Annotated in this window: 14 protein-coding genes; 5 read left to right on the forward strand and 9 right to left on the reverse strand. The window is 67.0% G+C overall.

Translation table 11 applies throughout. The annotated features are described in order from the left end of the window. Positions 1-7: 7 nt before the first annotated feature. From WNB94_RS08085 to WNB94_RS08095, 3 genes are read right to left on the reverse strand one after another with little or no spacing between them, the layout of a single operon-like run. Entirely contained in the window at positions 8-2,029 is a 2,022-nt protein-coding gene (locus tag WNB94_RS08085) for a preprotein translocase subunit SecA (RefSeq protein WP_341389566.1), read from the reverse strand. 11 nt (positions 2,030-2,040) lie between these two features. After that, positions 2,041-4,224 carry a hypothetical protein gene (locus WNB94_RS08090; RefSeq protein ID WP_341389567.1) on the reverse strand — a complete coding sequence of 728 codons (2,184 nt, stop codon included), beginning with the start codon at positions 4,222-4,224 and terminating at the stop codon, positions 2,041-2,043. 9 nt (positions 4,225-4,233) lie between these two features. Further along, positions 4,234-5,652 (reverse strand): GAF domain-containing protein, encoded by a 1,419-nt coding sequence (locus tag WNB94_RS08095; protein WP_341389568.1) that lies wholly within the window; start codon positions 5,650-5,652, stop codon positions 4,234-4,236. A 225-nt stretch (positions 5,653-5,877) separates the two neighbouring features. On the opposite strand from WNB94_RS08095, the gene WNB94_RS08100 reads away from it, so the two are divergent. Then, positions 5,878-6,936, forward strand: coding sequence for a GGDEF domain-containing protein (locus WNB94_RS08100; protein ID WP_341389570.1), 1,059 nt, complete (start codon positions 5,878-5,880; stop codon positions 6,934-6,936). Continuing rightward, the gene (locus WNB94_RS08105) at positions 6,933-7,556 is read left to right on the forward strand and encodes a hypothetical protein (RefSeq protein WP_341389572.1); all 624 of its coding nucleotides are present in this window, start codon (positions 6,933-6,935) and stop codon (positions 7,554-7,556) included. Before WNB94_RS08100 ends, WNB94_RS08105 begins: the two co-directional genes overlap by 4 nt. Before the next feature lie 4 nt (positions 7,557-7,560). On the opposite strand, the gene WNB94_RS08110 is transcribed toward WNB94_RS08105, so the two are convergent. Next, complete coding sequence (locus tag WNB94_RS08110) at positions 7,561-8,289, reverse strand: TetR/AcrR family transcriptional regulator (protein ID WP_341389573.1); 729 nt, start codon at positions 8,287-8,289, stop codon at positions 7,561-7,563. A 73-nt stretch (positions 8,290-8,362) separates the two neighbouring features. Here WNB94_RS08110 and WNB94_RS08115 point away from each other — a divergent pair, with 73 nt between their 5' ends. Continuing rightward, on the forward strand, positions 8,363-9,196 hold the full coding sequence (locus tag WNB94_RS08115) for an SDR family oxidoreductase (protein ID WP_341389574.1): 834 nt from the start codon (positions 8,363-8,365) through the stop codon (positions 9,194-9,196). Between the two features lies 1 nt (position 9,197). Here the strand turns inward: WNB94_RS08115 and WNB94_RS08120 are convergent, their stop codons facing one another. The 5 genes from WNB94_RS08120 to WNB94_RS08140 form a co-directional block, all read right to left on the reverse strand. Continuing rightward, positions 9,198-10,034 (reverse strand): PEP-CTERM sorting domain-containing protein, encoded by an 837-nt coding sequence (locus WNB94_RS08120; protein WP_341389576.1) that lies wholly within the window; start codon positions 10,032-10,034, stop codon positions 9,198-9,200. A gap of 128 nt (positions 10,035-10,162) precedes the next feature. Continuing rightward, the gene (locus tag WNB94_RS08125) at positions 10,163-11,617 is read right to left on the reverse strand and encodes an NAD(P)(+) transhydrogenase (Re/Si-specific) subunit beta (protein ID WP_341389577.1); all 1,455 of its coding nucleotides are present in this window, start codon (positions 11,615-11,617) and stop codon (positions 10,163-10,165) included. Further along, a complete protein-coding gene (locus WNB94_RS08130) occupies positions 11,618-11,926 on the reverse strand; it encodes an NAD(P) transhydrogenase subunit alpha part 2 (protein ID WP_341389578.1) in 309 nt (102 codons plus the stop codon). It lies immediately after the preceding gene. Positions 11,927-11,951: 25 nt separating this feature from the next. Further along, the gene (gene panD / locus WNB94_RS08135) at positions 11,952-12,317 is read right to left on the reverse strand and encodes an aspartate 1-decarboxylase (protein WP_341389580.1); all 366 of its coding nucleotides are present in this window, start codon (positions 12,315-12,317) and stop codon (positions 11,952-11,954) included. 24 nt (positions 12,318-12,341) lie between these two features. Beyond that, the gene (locus WNB94_RS08140) at positions 12,342-13,457 is read right to left on the reverse strand and encodes a Re/Si-specific NAD(P)(+) transhydrogenase subunit alpha (protein ID WP_341389581.1); all 1,116 of its coding nucleotides are present in this window, start codon (positions 13,455-13,457) and stop codon (positions 12,342-12,344) included. A 262-nt stretch (positions 13,458-13,719) separates the two neighbouring features. Between WNB94_RS08140 and WNB94_RS08145 the strand changes: the two genes are divergently transcribed. After that, complete coding sequence (locus WNB94_RS08145; RefSeq protein WP_341389582.1) at positions 13,720-14,277, forward strand: NUDIX hydrolase; 558 nt, start codon at positions 13,720-13,722, stop codon at positions 14,275-14,277. Between the two features lie 8 nt (positions 14,278-14,285). Continuing rightward, a complete protein-coding gene (gene mnmA, locus WNB94_RS08150; RefSeq protein WP_341389584.1) occupies positions 14,286-15,422 on the forward strand; it encodes a tRNA 2-thiouridine(34) synthase MnmA in 1,137 nt (378 codons plus the stop codon). Positions 15,423-15,425 lie beyond the last annotated feature (3 nt).

Raw genomic sequence — 15,425 nt, forward strand, 5'->3', positions numbered from 1 at the left:
GCGGGCCTCACCGATCCCAGGGATGATGCCCGGTCCAGGCCAGGCGCTCGCCTTGTCGGTCCTCATGGGCCAGACCCTGCCAGCGGGCCTGCACCTGCGCACGCGCGTGGTGCGCCTGAACGGCCGCCAGGGTGCAGCACCAGGCCCACGACCACGCCCCGGGCAAGGTGGCCACGAGCACGCGGGCCCACCATGGGCAAGACCGCCAGAGTGCATCACGTCGGCTGAGCCAGCGCTCATGGGCGCCAGGCTGCCCACCGCGACCGGCGCGGCCCGCCAGTTGCCGAGCCACCCGACCGGACAGCAACAGGCCCACGCTGAGCACCTGCAATCCGCCTCGGGCCGCGACGGCCTCGGGCACGGGAACGTCGGTGCCCCGTCCCGCCATCTGGGTGGCCACGGTGATCGCCCCGGGCTGTCCGGCCCGGGCCACGATGCCCGCCTCGTCGGCGTCGTCCCGGGCATTGAGCACCCGGGGCGCCAGACCCGCCAGGCGCAGCGCCGAGGCCACCTCGTCGGATTCGGCCACCGACCGGGTGCCCACCAGCACCGGCAAGCCCTCGGCGTGCAGCTGGCCCACACGATGGGCCACGGATTGCCACAGCGCGTGGTCGTCTTGGCGGACCCTCACACCACGCTCCACCCGCTGCACCGGACGATGCGGGGCCACGCGCACCACGGGCACGCCGTACACCGCCAGCATCTCGGCGCGGGCCTCCCACAGCGTGCCACTCTGGCCGCACAGCCGCAGGTAGCGCGGAAAGAACTGCTGGTAGCTCAGTTGCTGAAGGGTCTCGGTCAGGGGAGCGGGGCTCAGGCCTTCCTTGAGGGCCACCAGCTGATGCAGGCCACGTGACCAATGGCGGCCTTCGGCGCGTCGACCCGTGAAGGCATCGACGATCTGGATCTCGCCATCGTGCACGACATAGTGCACGTCGCGCTGGTGGCTGTGCAAGGCCGTCAGGGCCAGGGTGATGATCTCTTCGCGCCAACGCCGCAGCCGCCAGTCGCCGCCCAGCGACTGGGCACGGGCGCGCAACCAGTCACGCCCCACCTCGGTCAGTTGCCAGCGACCGGGCAGATGTTCCACCGCATGCACGTTCACCTGCATCTGCCGGGCCAGGAACAGCGCCACCCGGTGACGCTGGGCCAGGTCATCGGCCACCTGGCGAGACAGGATCATGGGCACCGTGGCCTCGTCGACCAGGGCGCCATCGGCCTCGTCCAGCACGGCCATGCACAGGCCGCGCAGCACGGGGCGCTCATGCCCCAGCCCCGCCCGGGCGTTGTCTTGCGCACCCAGGCGATCACGCAGGTGATCGAAGGCCACCTCACGGGCGCTGGCGTGCACCACCTCGCACTGGTAGGCCTCACGCCGCGCATCGGGCTCATCGCTGGCCTGGATCAATCCGACACGCAGGCCCAGCAAGGCGTACACCGGAGACCACTGTTCGGCGTCCCGTGCGGCCAGGTAGTCGTTGGCCGTGAGCACATGCACCGGCACGCCAGCCAGTGCCGCCACACCGGCCGTGAGCACGGCCACGACCGACTTGCCTTCGCCAGTGGCCAGCTCGACCAGCACGTTCGAGAGCATCAGCACGGCGGCATGCACCTGGGCGTCACGCACCGTCAGCCCCGAGTGGCGGCGCAGCGCCTCGGCCACCACGGCCAAGGGCTCGACCAGATGCGCCAAGCCCAGGCCATGGCGAACCAGGCCCAGGCGTGCATGCTGCACCCGCTGGGTGAACGCCGTGGGCGGCGTGGTGGCCAGCGCCTCGGCGCGGCGCAGCACCTGCTGCACGATCACCTGGCAGCGGGCCGCCGACGGCGGCGGCTCCTGGTGCCGCCAGCGACGCCACCAGTCAGCCACCGTGGCGGGGCCACGCTGCGCGACATTCATCATGGGATAGGTGCCCCACAGAGGGCCCGGGCGCGGCACCCAATGGGCCTGGCGCACGCCATCGGCCAGAACCTGACGGTGGGTGGTGGGCGCCGCTGCGCGCCAGGAAGAGTGCAACAAGGTGGGCATGCAACACCTCCTCAGGCCAGCTGGGCAAACTGCCTCAAGAGCAGTTGCCGAAGTCGGAAGAACAGTTGCTGCGCCAGAGATTGCTCAGGCAGGTTGAGCTTGACCTGGGCGCGCGCGCCAACGCGTGCGTGGTCGCGCGTGGGCACGTCCAGCTCGACGACGAACACAGGCCGCAGGGGCTTCAAGCCCTCGGGATCGGCCGGGTCGGTGGGCACGGGCCCACCTTGCAAAGCACCCAGTGAGGGTGTGGGCAGACGCTCCAGTGCCGCCGGGGCCTGGCGCAGCAGGCGCGCCGCGTGAACCTGGCCACGCTGGTCGGCCAGCATCACTTCGGGTCGGGCCGTTGACGCTTCAGCGCCTTCCAGCGCCTGCCGCCACAGACCGACGTCATCGTCGTCGATCAAGGCCAGCACGCGGGCACCATGGGCGGGCAGCACGTGGGCCAGCGTCTCGCCCTGCTGCACATGGCGCAGCAAGCCATCCTGGGCGGTGGGCAGCACAAACACGCCGGGGGCCTGCGCCCGCAGCACCAGGCGCTGCAGGCGTTGCTGCACATCCGCCAGCGCGGCCTGATCGCGGGCCAAGGCTTCCTGAGCCTGACCCACGCGCACCGGGTCATGCCCCCAGGCCGCGCTGCGTTCGGCCTCCAGCGCCGCGATGCGGGCCTGCAGCACCGCTGCATCGGCCACGAGCTCATCCGAGCTCAGGCGCAACAGCGGCTGACCCAGCTGCACGCGCTCACCATCGCGCGCCAGCACCGCGTCGACCCGTGCCGCGTGGGGTGCACGCAGGATGACCGCGTCGGGCAGCCACACCAGGCCCTGTGCGTGCAAGGAGGGCGACCACGGCCACCACAAGGTCAACAGCACCAGCGCCAGAACCAAGGCCGTGAGCGCCCAACGCGCCAGGCCCCGCGCAGCGCCCAGTTCGGGCAGGCTGACGGTCTCCTTGACCCAGGTCAGCACCGGCGACAGCAGCAGCGCCCAGACCATCCACAAGCCCACCGCCCAAGACAGCCACGGTGACCAGTGGCCCAGCCACTGCATCACCATGACCGACACCACCAGCCGCCACCACCAGGCCAGCGGCGCATACAGCCACAGGGCCCAGCGCTCACGCATGTCGGTGGCCGGGCTTGCTGCCGTCGATGCGCGCTGCCCCACACACCACAACAGCAGTTGCTGCAGATGCCGGCGCCAGTGGCGCGTGCTGCGTGGCCCCAGATTGGGCAGGTCCAGCACATCGCACATCAGGTGATAGCCGTCATAGCGCATCAATGGGTTGCCATTGAACAAGAGGGTAGACACCCCGCCCAGCAGCATGGTCACGAGCGCCATGTCTCGCACCAGACCGGGCTCCACCACCAGCCACGCGAACATGGCCAGCGCCGCCACCGCCAGCTCCACGGCCATCCCGGCGGCCACGATGGTGGCCCGCTGCCACCGGCTGGCCAGGCGCAAGGCGTCCGTGGCGTCCACATGGGGCAAGGGCATCAACAACAAAAAGGTCACGCCCACCTCGCGTGACTCACAGCCATAGCGGCGCAAGGCCAGGGCGTGTCCAGCTTCGTGCAAGGCCTTCATCAAGGGATAGATCAGCCACATCATCAACAGCACATGCGGCTGTCCCAGGCTGTACTGCGCTTGCGCCCACAACTCGGGCTGATGGCGCCAGGCCAGCACCCCTGCAGCGCACACAGAGAGCAGCCACAACCAGGCCACCGGCGCACCAAACAGCAGCCGCGCCCATGCGCCCATGCGCTGCATCCAAGGCATGGGGTCGAACAAGCGCACCCGAAACGACAATGGATTGACCCGTGCGCGCCGCTCTGCCTGTGTGCGCCGCTCTGCCTGGGCCAGCAGCCGGCGCAGATCCGGCATGTGCTCGGCCTGCAGCAGGTCGCCCTCGGCCAGCTGGGCGAGCATGGTCATCACCTCGTCCTGTGTGGGGGCGTCATCGCCGAGCTGTTCGATCAGGTCTTTCCAGATGGCATCGATGCTGTGTTCGCCATCGAGGCGACCGACCAGTTCGTAGGCACGCGCATGCACGCGGTGAAATCGACCAGATGCCGCGTTGTACAGCACATACCAGCCCTGCCCTCGCGACGGCTGTCGGTGCACCCGAACCTGCGGGCGCAACTGCGCGTGCAAGCCGGCGATGCGGAACCAATGGGGCGACAACAGGGCATCGTGCATGTCCGGTCCTCACCACCACGACCACGTCATCCAGCGCAGGCCTCGCCAAGCCTCTTGCGCCCATCGCAGGGCCAGCGGCTGCGGCGCCAGTTCAATCTGGGCCACCCCCTGCATGCCCGGGCGCCACCCTGCCGGCACCGCCCCATCGGGCTGGGCCAGCACCTCGAAGCGCTGGCGCCCCTCCACCGAGCGCGCCAGGGGTGTCACGCGCGTCACACGCAGGCGCATGGGCGAGTCCGGCAAGGCCGTGAGCAGCACCTGCGCCACCTGCCCGGGCCGCACCTCGGCGATCTGGCGCTCGTCAACGTCCAGCACCAGCCGCCAACCGCTCAACGGGGCCAGGGTGAACAGCAGGTCACTGCGCTGCAAGGGGGCGCCGAGTCGCTGACTGAGGTCGCCCGAGATCACCACCGCCTCGAACGGTGCAAGGATGCGGGTGCGGGCCAATTGCTGCTGCGCCCGCGCCAACTGCACACGGGCCTCCATGGCACGGGCCTGGGCCATGGCCGCCTCGGCACGTTCACCGCGCGTGAACGCGTCCACAAAGGCATTGTCGTGTTGCGCCACATCCGCCTGAAAGGCCCGCACTTGCAGCTGCAGGTCCTCATCGGCCATCTGGGCCAGCACCTGACCGGGCTGCACCACGTCGCCCGGCCGCGCCATCACTTGTTGGAGAAAGCCATCCATGGGCGCCGTCATGACGCGCTGCAAAGCCCCTTCGACCCTGGCGGGCGCGGGCAGGTTTCGGGGCAGAGGCCACGCCAACAAGGCGGCCAGCGCCAGCACCGTGGCCCCGGCAGCCCATCGCCACACCATGCGGCCGCGGCGCCCCTGTTGCGCCCAGCCCGTGCGCACCGAATCGCGCCACCGCGCCCAGGCGCCCAGGCCGGCCTGGTGATGCAGCCGCAACAGCGGCACCACCTGCTCCACCATGGATTCCATGGCGATGATCTCGCCCGGCAAGAATCGACCGTGTTCGCGCTCACAGGTGACGGCACCCCAGGTGACACCCCGCAGCGCCAGTGGCACCGTCAGCACGCCCAACAGTCCTTCTTGGCGCATCAAGGCACGATGGGCCAGCGTGATGCGCACCAGGCCATCGGCCACGCGGGGCACACACAGGCTTTGACCCTGAACGGCCGATTCCTGCATGGCCTCCAGCAGTTCGGGCAGGCGCGCCCGCTCGCTGACCTGCGCGCCATGAGACAGCGCCCTGACCCGCCAGGCGTCACGCTCTACCCACCCGATGGCCACACGCCGGCACCCCAGGCGCTGCGCCAGCACCGTGGCCAGGGCGGCCAAGGCCGCGTCCAGCGAGGCTTCACCCAGCACCGCCGCCAGCGACGCGCGCACAAGCCCATCTGGGCCCGGATCCTGCGGCAGATCCGTGCCTGATGGCGTGGAAGGCGACTCGCGCTGCGTCAACATGGCTTCAGCCCGAACATGAGATCACCACCCGGTGTGGCACCCTTGGACATGCTGACATGCTAGGCAAATGGCCCCCAGCGCAAGGGCCGGAACATCGACCGGAAGTCGTGCCATTCATCACGAAACCCCACCGGGAAAACCCCAAACGGGACTCACCGTGCATTTCAATGGATCAGCCCACGACGCGCCTGCTATGCTGAATCCACAGCATGCTGGAGGAGATGGATGCGCCGTGCGTCGGTGGCTTACGAAGCGTTTGCCAGGTTGTTGCTCGTGGCATCGCTGCTGGGCGGCGTGGTCCACGCGGCGTTCGCATGGCTGTTTTTTCAGCACGGGGTGACGCCACTGGGGTGGATCAACATCGGCAGCGTGCTCATCTACGTGCTGGCCAGCGCCTGGATTCAGCGCGACAGGCTGGGCTGGGGCTTGAGCCTGATGGGCGTCGAGGTCATCGGCCACGCCATGCTGGCCGTGTACGTTGTGGGCTGGGACAGCGGCTTTCATTACTACCTGCTGGTGACCATCCCGGTGATCCTGGCCAGCACGCTGGCAAGGTGGCCATTGCGGGTGGGCCTGGGCCTGCTGGTGGCCTTCATGTACCTGGGCATGGACCTGTGGTGGCGTCAGGCGGCGCCGGCCCGCGCCATGGATCCCGCCACGCTCGCCTACATGCACCACTTCAATCTGCTGTCGACCATGGTCGTGCTCGGGGCCTTGACGGTGGTCTACGTGCACGTGATCGCCGAGGCCGAGCGCCGACTTCAGCGCGTGGCCACCACCGACCACCTGACCGGTCTGATGAACCGACGCAGCCTGATCGAAGCCCTTGAGCGTGAGCAAGCGCAACGCCAACGCCGACCACATCCCCTGTGCGTGATGCTGCTCGACATCGACCACTTCAAACGCCTGAATGACACTCACGGACACGCCGTGGGCGACTGGGCCTTGCAGGCCGTCTCCGGCGTGCTGCGCGCGGAGGTGCGCGACATGGACTACGTCGCACGCTGGGGCGGCGAAGAGTTTCTGGTGGTGCTGCCGTTTGCGGGCCTCACCGACGGCCTGCCCGTGGCCGAACGGTTGCGCCTGGCCATCCAGCGCATCGAACACCCAGGCCAGCTGCCGCTGGCCCTCAGCGCCACGCTGGGCGTGGCCGAGGTGGGGCCAGACGAAGACATGGAGCACGCCATTCAGCGCGCCGACACGGCCCTCTACCAGGGCAAGCTCCAGGGACGCAACCAGGTGGTTGCCGCAACGACCTCCACCGAGCCTCCGATCACACCATGACCCAGCCACACACCACGCGCCGACCGACCTGCATCGTTGCCCTGAGCCTGGCGGCCGCCCTGGGCTTGTCGGCCTGCGCCAGCAAACCCAAGGCCACCACACAGGCCGACGGCCGTGTCGTCGAGCATGAAGAGGCCGTCACCGATCGGGTGGGCGGCGCGGTGCTGACCCCCTTGAGCGATCTGAACATGGTCCGCAGCGAGATCCCTGCCGTGCTGCAAGATGCCGTGGATCAAGGCGCCTACCACCCACCCCAGGAGTTGAGCTGCCAGCACATCGGTGAACAGATCATCCTGCTCAATGCCGCACTGGGCTCGGACCTGGATGCGCCCAAAGGCGGCGACGTGAGCTCGTGGCTGGAGCGCGGCAGCGACTTTGCCGAAGACTCTGGCGTGGGCATGGTGCGCCGAACGGTCGAGGGGGTGGTGCCCTTTCGCAGCTGGCTGCGCAAGCTCAGTGGCGCCGAGCGTCACTCGCGACGGGTGAGCCAGGCCATCGTGACCGGTGGCATCCGGCGGGCCTTCTTGAAAGGCGTGGGCGCGCAACTGGGTTGTGTGCCGCCGGCCGCGCCCTTGTCGGTGGCGGCGCCACCTGCCGTCGCCAGCGCGCCCCAGCCTTGACGCGTCAGCGCACGCGCAGGCCCAGCACCCCGGCCAGCTGCGGCGCGTGCGCCCACTCCAGCGCCCCGCCCAGCATCCCCAGCGCCAGCCGCACCATTGCATCGCGGGTGCGCTGCCAGGATTCTTCGGTGGGGCCATCAGGCCCGAAGTGAAAGCGATAGCCCAGGTACTCCACCCCGATCACGAAGGTCTCGACCTGCAGAGGGTCAAAGGGCTCACGCCCCAGGCTGGTGACGGCCTCGTTGAGCTCGCGGGCCAGCGCCTCCAGCACACGTTGCCGATGGGCGGCGGCAGGAGAGTGCGTGTCGTGCATCTCGGCAAACACGGCCTTGAGCAATGGGCCCTGTCGCTCACCCCAGTGGCGCCACGCCAGCAAGCCGGACTCCACCTTCTGCAAGGGCCCATCGGCCGTGCGCACAGCCAGGGTGACCTCGCGAATCAGCGAATCATTGACGTCCTGCAGCACGAGGTTGATGACCTCGTCGGTGTTGCGAAAGTAGCGGTAGAACGTGGGGCGGGACACCCCGCAGGCTTGCAGGATCAACTCGACCGAGACCCCGTGGTAGCCGTGCTGCGCAAAGACCTGGGCGGCAGCGGCCTGGATGCGGTCGCGCACCGCCTGGGCCTCGTCGCGGGTCAACGGAGGGCGGCCACGGCCCCGCCGGACCAGCGCGGACGTGGCCGACGGTTTGGCAGGACGGGCATCAGGCACGGGCAGTACTTGGGTGGACACAACAGGGAGATGCGTTGATTATCGCGGTAACCTTCTGCTGGATTCCCTCACAACTCCTGAAAGGCACTGCGGCATGGCAACGCGCCCCCCTTTGGTGATCATCACGGGCTGCGGCTCGGGCATTGGCCAGGCCCTGGCACGGGCCTTCCACGCACGCGGCCTGCCGGTGTGCGCCACCGCACGCCGACTGGACACGCTGGCCCCACTCGCGGCCGAAGGCCTGATGACCCGCCCACTGGACGTGACCGACGAGGCGTCAGTGCAGGCACTGCTGACCGGACTGGCCCAAGAGGGCCACCAGATCGGCACCCTGGTGAACAACGCAGGTTATGGCGCCATGGGCCCCATGTTGGATGTACCGACCGCCGAATGGCAACGCCAGTTTGACGTGAACCTGTTTGCCCCCATGGCCCTGACCCGTGCCGTGCTGCCGGGCATGATCGCCAGGCGACGCGGGCTGGTGGTGAACATCAGCAGCGTGTCAGGCGTGCTGACCACGCCCTTTGCCGGCCCCTACTGCGCCAGCAAAGCGGCGTTCAATGCCGCGTCGGACGCGCTGCGCATGGAGCTGGCGCCCCTGGGCGTGAAGGTGGTGACGGTGCAGCCTGGTGGCATCCAGTCGGCCTTTGGCAGCAATGCGGGCAACGCCGTGAGCCTGGGCGCCGATTCACCCTACCAGGCCATCAAGGCCAGTGTGCTGGCCCGTGCCAACGAAAGCCAAAGCAACGCCATGCCGGCGGACACCTTTGCCCGCCTGCTGGTGGATCAATTGCTGAAGGCCGATGGCCCACCCGTGGTGCGCCTGGGTGAAAAAAGCACCCTGCTGCCCGCGCTCAAACAATGGCTGCCCACCCGTCTGCTGGACCGGGTGTTGAGCAAGAAGTTCGGGCTGGATGGGCTGAAGTGAGTCAGTGGGCGCGATGGCGACGTCGCGCCAGCGCTCCCAAGGCCAGCAGGCCCAGGCCCATGCTGGCCCAGGTGGCGGGCTCAGGCACCGCTGCCACGGCCTGCACGCCGAAGCTCATGCGGTGGGCGTCGATCACCAGGGTACCGTGCTCGTAGCGCATGCACGAGGCGCTCGTGCATGAGGGATCGAGGGAGGGCAAGGCGTAAACGGGCGCCGAGATATAGGGCGTTCGAAACCCAAAAAATGGCCAGGCTGCCACCGCCGGCGTGGTGGGCGTGGACAATATGCTACCAGCCGACGTGTTGGGCTGAACTTCCACCCAACCTGTTTGAGCGGTGAACACCGTGGACAGGACAGCACTTGTGAACATTTCAGGCACCTGCAACACCCCCTTGGTGCTGATGAACTGCACGTCGTCTGGCCGCAGGTTCTCAGCAACGTGGACACCATAATGCCAATCCGCCAAGTCGGGCAACAGGCTCCAGGAACCTCCCAGAGGATCTTGCACGGTCAGGCCCGGCCATTCAGCGCTCACCTCCAGAAAGAAATGGCTCCAGCCACCTTCCACCTGAACCGTGCGGGGGCTTGGCGCCGTCATCAGCACATCCAAACGCGCGTCGGCCGCCAGAGTACAACTGCCGGCGGCACAATCCCAATCAAGACCGCTGGTGCCGATGCTCAGTTGCTGGTAGGGGAAGTCCGGCACGAGACTGGATGATTGCAGCCCCGTCAGCTGAGCCGACACCCCCTGCTCGGCGACAGCAGAATTGAATGCAGCGCTTGACATGCCACTCACACCCGCCAGCACCAGAGCGGCGCCCCATTGTTTCATCGACATGATGGTTTCTCCCCTGAATATCCTTGATATTACACAGCCCGGATGGCAGCGTCACTCCCGCAAACGGACGATGTGGCGCCCATAAAAAAGGCCGACAGGGTCGGCCTTTTGGATGAGGGGGAAAGCGGTCACTCCACCGCCTTGACCATGTCCTCGACCACCTTTTTGGCGTCGCCGAACACCATCATGGTCTTGTCCATGTAGAACAGTTCGTTGTCCAGGCCGGCGTAGCCGCTGGCCATGGAGCGCTTGTTCACGATCACGGTTTTGGCCTTGTAGGCCTCCAGGATGGGCATGCCGTAGATCGGCGAGCCCTTCACATGGGCCGCCGGGTTCACCACGTCGTTGGCCCCCAGGATGATGGCCACGTCGGCCTGGCCGAATTCGCCGTTGATGTCTTCCATCTCGTGCACCTGGTCGTAGGGCACTTCGGCCTCGGCCAGCAGCACGTTCATGTGGCCGGGCATGCGGCCGGCCACCGGGTGGATGGCGTACTTGACGTTGATGCCCTTCTCGGTGAGCTTGGCGGCCAGTTCTTTGACGGCGTGCTGGGCGCGGGCCACGGCCAGGCCGTAACCCGGCACGATGACCACGGTCTCGGCGTTGCCCAGGATGAAGGCGGCGTCGTCGGCCGAGCCGCTCTTGACGCTGCGCTGCTGCTGTGCGCCACCCGCTGCGGCCGCACCGGCGTCACCACCGAAGCCGCCCAGGATCACGTTGAAGAACGAACGGTTCATCGCCTTGCACATGATGTACGAGAGGATGGCACCGGACGAGCCCACCAGCGAGCCGGCGATGATCAGCATCGAGTTGTTCAGCGAGAAGCCGATGCCCGCTGCGGCCCAGCCCGAGTAGCTGTTGAGCATGGACACCACCACGGGCATGTCGGCGCCGCCGATGGGGATGATGATCAGCACGCCAAGGATGAAGCTCAGCGCGATCAGCGCCACGAACACGTCCATGCGCTGCGTGGCCATGAAGACGCCGATCAGGGCGATCAGCACCAGGCCCAGCACCAGGTTCAGCATGTGCTGGCCCTTGAAGATCACGGGCGCACCCTGGAACAGGCGGAACTTGTACTTGCCGCTGAGCTTGCCGAAGGCGATGACCGAGCCCGAGAAGGTGATGGCACCGATGGCCGCACCCAGGGCCAGCTCCAGCAGGTTGCCCACCGGGATCTGGGCCAGCTCGCCGGCCAGGGGCTTGGCCACGATCTGGAAGGCCCAGGGCTCGGCCACCACGGCCACGGCGATGAACACCGCGGCCAGGCCGATCATGCTGTGCATGAAGGCGACCAGCTCGGGCATCTTGGTCATCTCGACGCGCTTGGCCATGACGGCGCCAGCACCGCCGCCCACGACCAGGCCCAGCAGCACATAGGCCAGGCCTTCGGTGAAGTTGATCTGCAGGGCCTGCACCTGGCCATGGATCAGGCCGATGGTGGTGAGCACGGCGATCGTCATGCCCGTCATGCCGAACAGGTTGCCGCGGATGGACGTGGTGGGGTGGCTCAGGCCCTTCAAGGCCTGGATGAAGAACACCGAGGCCACCAGGTACAGCAGTGCGATGAGGTTCATGCTCATTTACTTGGCTCCTGCCTTCTTGTCTTTCTTCTTGAACATCTCCAGCATGCGCCGGGTGACCAGGAAGCCACCAAACACATTGACGGCCGCCAGCGCCACCGCCAGCACACCCATGATCTTGCCCGTGGGCGTTTCCGTCAGGGCGGCGGCCAGCATGGCGCCCACGATGACGATGGCCGACACGGCATTGGTGACGGCCATCAGGGGCGTGTGCAGGGCTGGGGTCACGTTCCAGACCACGTGATAGCCCACATAGATGGCCAGCACGAAGATGGTCAGGTTGATGACGACGTGCGAAATCGCTTCCATCGTGGTCTCCTGGGAGCTTGTTGAATCAGTCGAACTTGCGGATTTCCTTGATGGCATTGCGCTCATCGAGCAACACCACCTTGGGCTTGTACGTGGCCACCTCGCCATCGCTCATGGGCGCATAGGTGCAGATGATCAGCAGATCGCCGACGTGGGCCTTGCGAGCCGCGGCGCCATTCAGCGAGATCGCGCCCGAGCCACGCGGCGCCTTGATGACGTAGGTGGAGAAGCGTTCGCCGTTGTTGATGTTGTAGAGCTCGATGTACTCGAACTCTTTCATGTCGGCGGCGTCCAGCAGGTCTTCATCGATCCCGCAGGAGCCTTCGTAGTTCAGGTCGGCCTCGGTCACCGTGGCACGGTGAAGCTTGGCTCGCAGCATGACGCGTTGCATGGGGGGGTACTCCTACTCAGCTCTTCAGGCCCGCAGCAACTGACCGTCACGGCACATCAGGCAGGCCTTGACGATGTCGTCTTCGAGATCGACGTGGAACTGGCCTTCCTTGTTGAACACCAGCTTCAGGAAATCCAGCACGTTGCGGGCGTACAGTGCGGACGCGTCGGCGGCCACCAGGGCCGGCAGGTTGGTTTCACCGACCAGGGTCACGCCGTGCTTGACCACGGTGCGGCCGGCTTCGGTCAGCGGGCAGTTGCCACCGGCGGGCGCGGCCAGGTCGACGACGACCGAGCCGGGCTTCATGGACTTGACCATGTCTTCAGTGACCAGCACGGGGGCGGCGCGACCGGGGATCAGGGCGGTGGTGATGACGATGTCGGCCTGCGCCACGCGCTTGGCCACTTCCACCTTCTGGCGGTCCAGCCAGGACTGCGGCATCGGGCGGGCGTAACCGCCCACGCCTTCGGCGGCTTCCTTTTCTTCGGCCGTTTCATACGGCACGTCGATGAACTTGGCGCCCAGCGACTCGACCTGCTCCTTCACCGAAGGACGCACGTCCGAGGCTTCGATGACCGCGCCCAGGCGCTTGGCCGTGGCAATCGCCTGCAGACCGGCCACACCCACACCCAGGATCACCACGCGGGCGGCCTTGACGGTGCCGGCGGCGGTCATGAGCATCGGGAAGATGCGCTGGTACTTGTCGGCGGCGATCATGACGGCCTTGTAACCCGCCAGGTTGGCCTGCGAGGACAGCACGTCCATGCTCTGGGCACGGGTGGTGCGCGGCGCGGCTTCCAGCGCAAAGCCGGTCAGGTTGGCGTTGGTGAGGTTTTGCAGCCCGTCCTTGTCAAACGGGTTGAGCATGCCCACCAGCACCGCACCCGGCTTCATCAGGGCGATCTCGTTGGCAAAGGGCGGACGCACCTTGAGCACCATGTCGGCGCCAAAGGCACCGGCCACATCGGTGATCTCGGCCCCGGCGGCCACGTAGGCTTCGTCGGTCACGCTGGCGGCCACGCCGGCGCCCGACTGCACGCGCAGGGTGTGGCCCTGTGCTTTGAGCTTCTTGACCGTTTCCGGGGTCACGGCCACGCGGGTTTCGCCGACCGTGGTCTCCATGGGTATGCCGATGAGCATACGTGTCTCCTACATGCTGACTGGGGCAGTGTTTTGGTGAAGGTGTTCTCACGGGCAAACCGCGCAGAACGCGCCAGCATACACAAAGTTCGGGGCTTTCCCTGGGGGGAATGTCACCCCGTGCCCTGGTTTTCCCGTGCGGGAGGGCGGTTCACCCCCCGATTTGAGGATGAATGTTGTCAAAAATGACGCGAACCCGCCCCCCGATCCCCCTGCCGGGGGTCACACACAAGACACGACATTGGCGGATAATGTCGGCCTCATGAACACCGCCGATTTGTTGGAAGCCGTCCCTGCTGCGGAAGTGCCCCAGCCACCTGCCCAGGTGCGCTGGAAGCCCAACGTCACCGTGGCTGCGCTCATCGAGCGCGAGGGCCGCTTTTTGCTGGTGGAAGAACAAACCTCTGATGGCTTGTTGCTGAACAACCCGGCGGGGCACCTGGACCAGGGCGAGTCACCCATCCAGGGCGTGATCCGCGAAACGCTGGAAGAAACCGCCTGTGCTTTCGAGCCTCAGGGCTTCATCGGCATGTTCATGTCGCGCTTTCGGCGCACCCGCACGGGTGAAGACGTCACCTACCTGCGCCTGGCGTTTTTTGGCACGGTGTCCGAGCCTGACCTGAGCCTGGAGCTGGACGAGGGCATCGTGCGCACCGTGTGGATGACGGCCGACGAAATCCGCGCCTGCCCCGAGCGCCACCGCAGCCCGCTGGTGCTGGAGTGCCTGGAGCGCTACCTGGCCGGCGAGCGCTACCCCCTGTCGCTGCTCACAGTGCACGACAGCGTGTTCTCGGCGCCGCACTACCACCGCGCCGCCTGATCCACAGCATGTCCCTGCGTCCGCAACGTGTGGTCGTCGGCCTGAGCGGCGGCGTGGATTCGGCCGTGTCCGCCTGGTTGCTCAAGCAACAGGGCCACGAGGTCATCGGCATCTTCATGAAGAACTGGGAAGATGATGACGACAGCGAGTACTGCTCGTCGCGTCAGGATTTTCTGGATGCCGCCTCGGTGGCCGACGTGATCGGCATCGAGATAGAACACGTGAACTTCGCGGCCGACTACAAGGACCGCGTCTTCGCCGAGTTCCTGCGCGAGTACCAGGCCGGGCGCACGCCCAACCCGGATGTGCTCTGTAACGCCGAGATCAAGTTCAAGGCCTTTTTGGACCACGCCATGCGCCTGGGCGCCGAGAAGATCGCCACCGGCCACTACGCACGGGTGCGCGGCGTGGCCGACGCGTCGTATGACAGCGGCGAGCGCTTCGAGCTGCTCAAGGGCCTGGACCCGCTGAAAGACCAGAGCTACTTTCTGCACCGCCTGAACCAGGCGCAGCTGTCCAAAACGATGTTCCCGGTGGGCGAGCTGCCCAAGACCGAGGTGCGCCGCATCGCCGATGAGATCAAGCTGCCCAACGCCAAGAAGAAGGACTCGACCGGCATCTGCTTCATTGGCGAGCGGCCGTTCCGCGAGTTCCTCAACCGCTACCTGAGCAACACGCCCGGCCCGATCCTCGATGACCGCGGCCGCAAGCTGGGCGAGCACGTGGGCCTGAGCTTCTACACCCTGGGCCAGCGCAAGGGCATCGGCATTGGGGGCGTGAAAGAGAAAGGCTCGCAGCGCGGCGGTGGCGAGCACGACCCGTGGTTCGTGGCGCGCAAAGACATCGAGAAGAACACGCTGTACGTGGTGCAAGGCCATGATCATCCCTGGCTGCAGCAGCACACGCTGGTGGCCGACGACCTGAGTTGGGTGGATGGCCGTGGCCCCGCCATGGGCGCCACCGGGCTGGCCGCCAAGACGCGTTACCGACAGGCCGATGCCCCCTGCGAGGTGACGGCCGCGGACGCGAAGACGCTGGCCTTGCGCTTCCCCGAGGCGCAGTGGGCGGTCACGCCCGGCCAATCAGCCGTGCTGTACCAAGGCGAGGTGTGCCTGGGCGGGGGCGTGATCGCCTCGGCGGCGTGATGT

Source organism: Aquabacterium sp. A3 (genome assembly GCF_038069945.1).
Lineage (GTDB): Bacteria > Pseudomonadota > Gammaproteobacteria > Burkholderiales > Burkholderiaceae_C > Aquabacterium.

What these genes read in the sequence shown, in the direction of transcription:
- WNB94_RS08145 (WP_341389582.1), top strand. Translation starts at nt 13,720, where the DNA reads ATGAACACCGCCGATTTGTTGGAAGCCGTCCCTGCTGCGGAAGTGCCC.
- WNB94_RS08095 (WP_341389568.1), bottom strand. Translation starts at nt 5,652, where the DNA reads ATGTTGACGCAGCGCGAGTCGCCTTCCACGCCATCAGGCACGGATCTG.
- WNB94_RS08090 (WP_341389567.1), bottom strand. Translation starts at nt 4,224, where the DNA reads ATGCACGATGCCCTGTTGTCGCCCCATTGGTTCCGCATCGCCGGCTTG.
- WNB94_RS08085 (WP_341389566.1), bottom strand. Translation starts at nt 2,029, where the DNA reads ATGCCCACCTTGTTGCACTCTTCCTGGCGCGCAGCGGCGCCCACCACC.
- WNB94_RS08125 (WP_341389577.1), bottom strand. Translation starts at nt 11,617, where the DNA reads ATGAGCATGAACCTCATCGCACTGCTGTACCTGGTGGCCTCGGTGTTC.
- WNB94_RS08120 (WP_341389576.1), bottom strand. Translation starts at nt 10,034, where the DNA reads ATGTCGATGAAACAATGGGGCGCCGCTCTGGTGCTGGCGGGTGTGAGT.
- WNB94_RS08100 (WP_341389570.1), top strand. Translation starts at nt 5,878, where the DNA reads ATGCGCCGTGCGTCGGTGGCTTACGAAGCGTTTGCCAGGTTGTTGCTC.
- WNB94_RS08115 (WP_341389574.1), top strand. Translation starts at nt 8,363, where the DNA reads ATGGCAACGCGCCCCCCTTTGGTGATCATCACGGGCTGCGGCTCGGGC.
- WNB94_RS08105 (WP_341389572.1), top strand. Translation starts at nt 6,933, where the DNA reads ATGACCCAGCCACACACCACGCGCCGACCGACCTGCATCGTTGCCCTG.
- mnmA (WP_341389584.1), top strand. Translation starts at nt 14,286, where the DNA reads ATGTCCCTGCGTCCGCAACGTGTGGTCGTCGGCCTGAGCGGCGGCGTG.
- panD (WP_341389580.1), bottom strand. Translation starts at nt 12,317, where the DNA reads ATGCAACGCGTCATGCTGCGAGCCAAGCTTCACCGTGCCACGGTGACC.
- WNB94_RS08140 (WP_341389581.1), bottom strand. Translation starts at nt 13,457, where the DNA reads ATGCTCATCGGCATACCCATGGAGACCACGGTCGGCGAAACCCGCGTG.
- WNB94_RS08130 (WP_341389578.1), bottom strand. Translation starts at nt 11,926, where the DNA reads ATGGAAGCGATTTCGCACGTCGTCATCAACCTGACCATCTTCGTGCTG.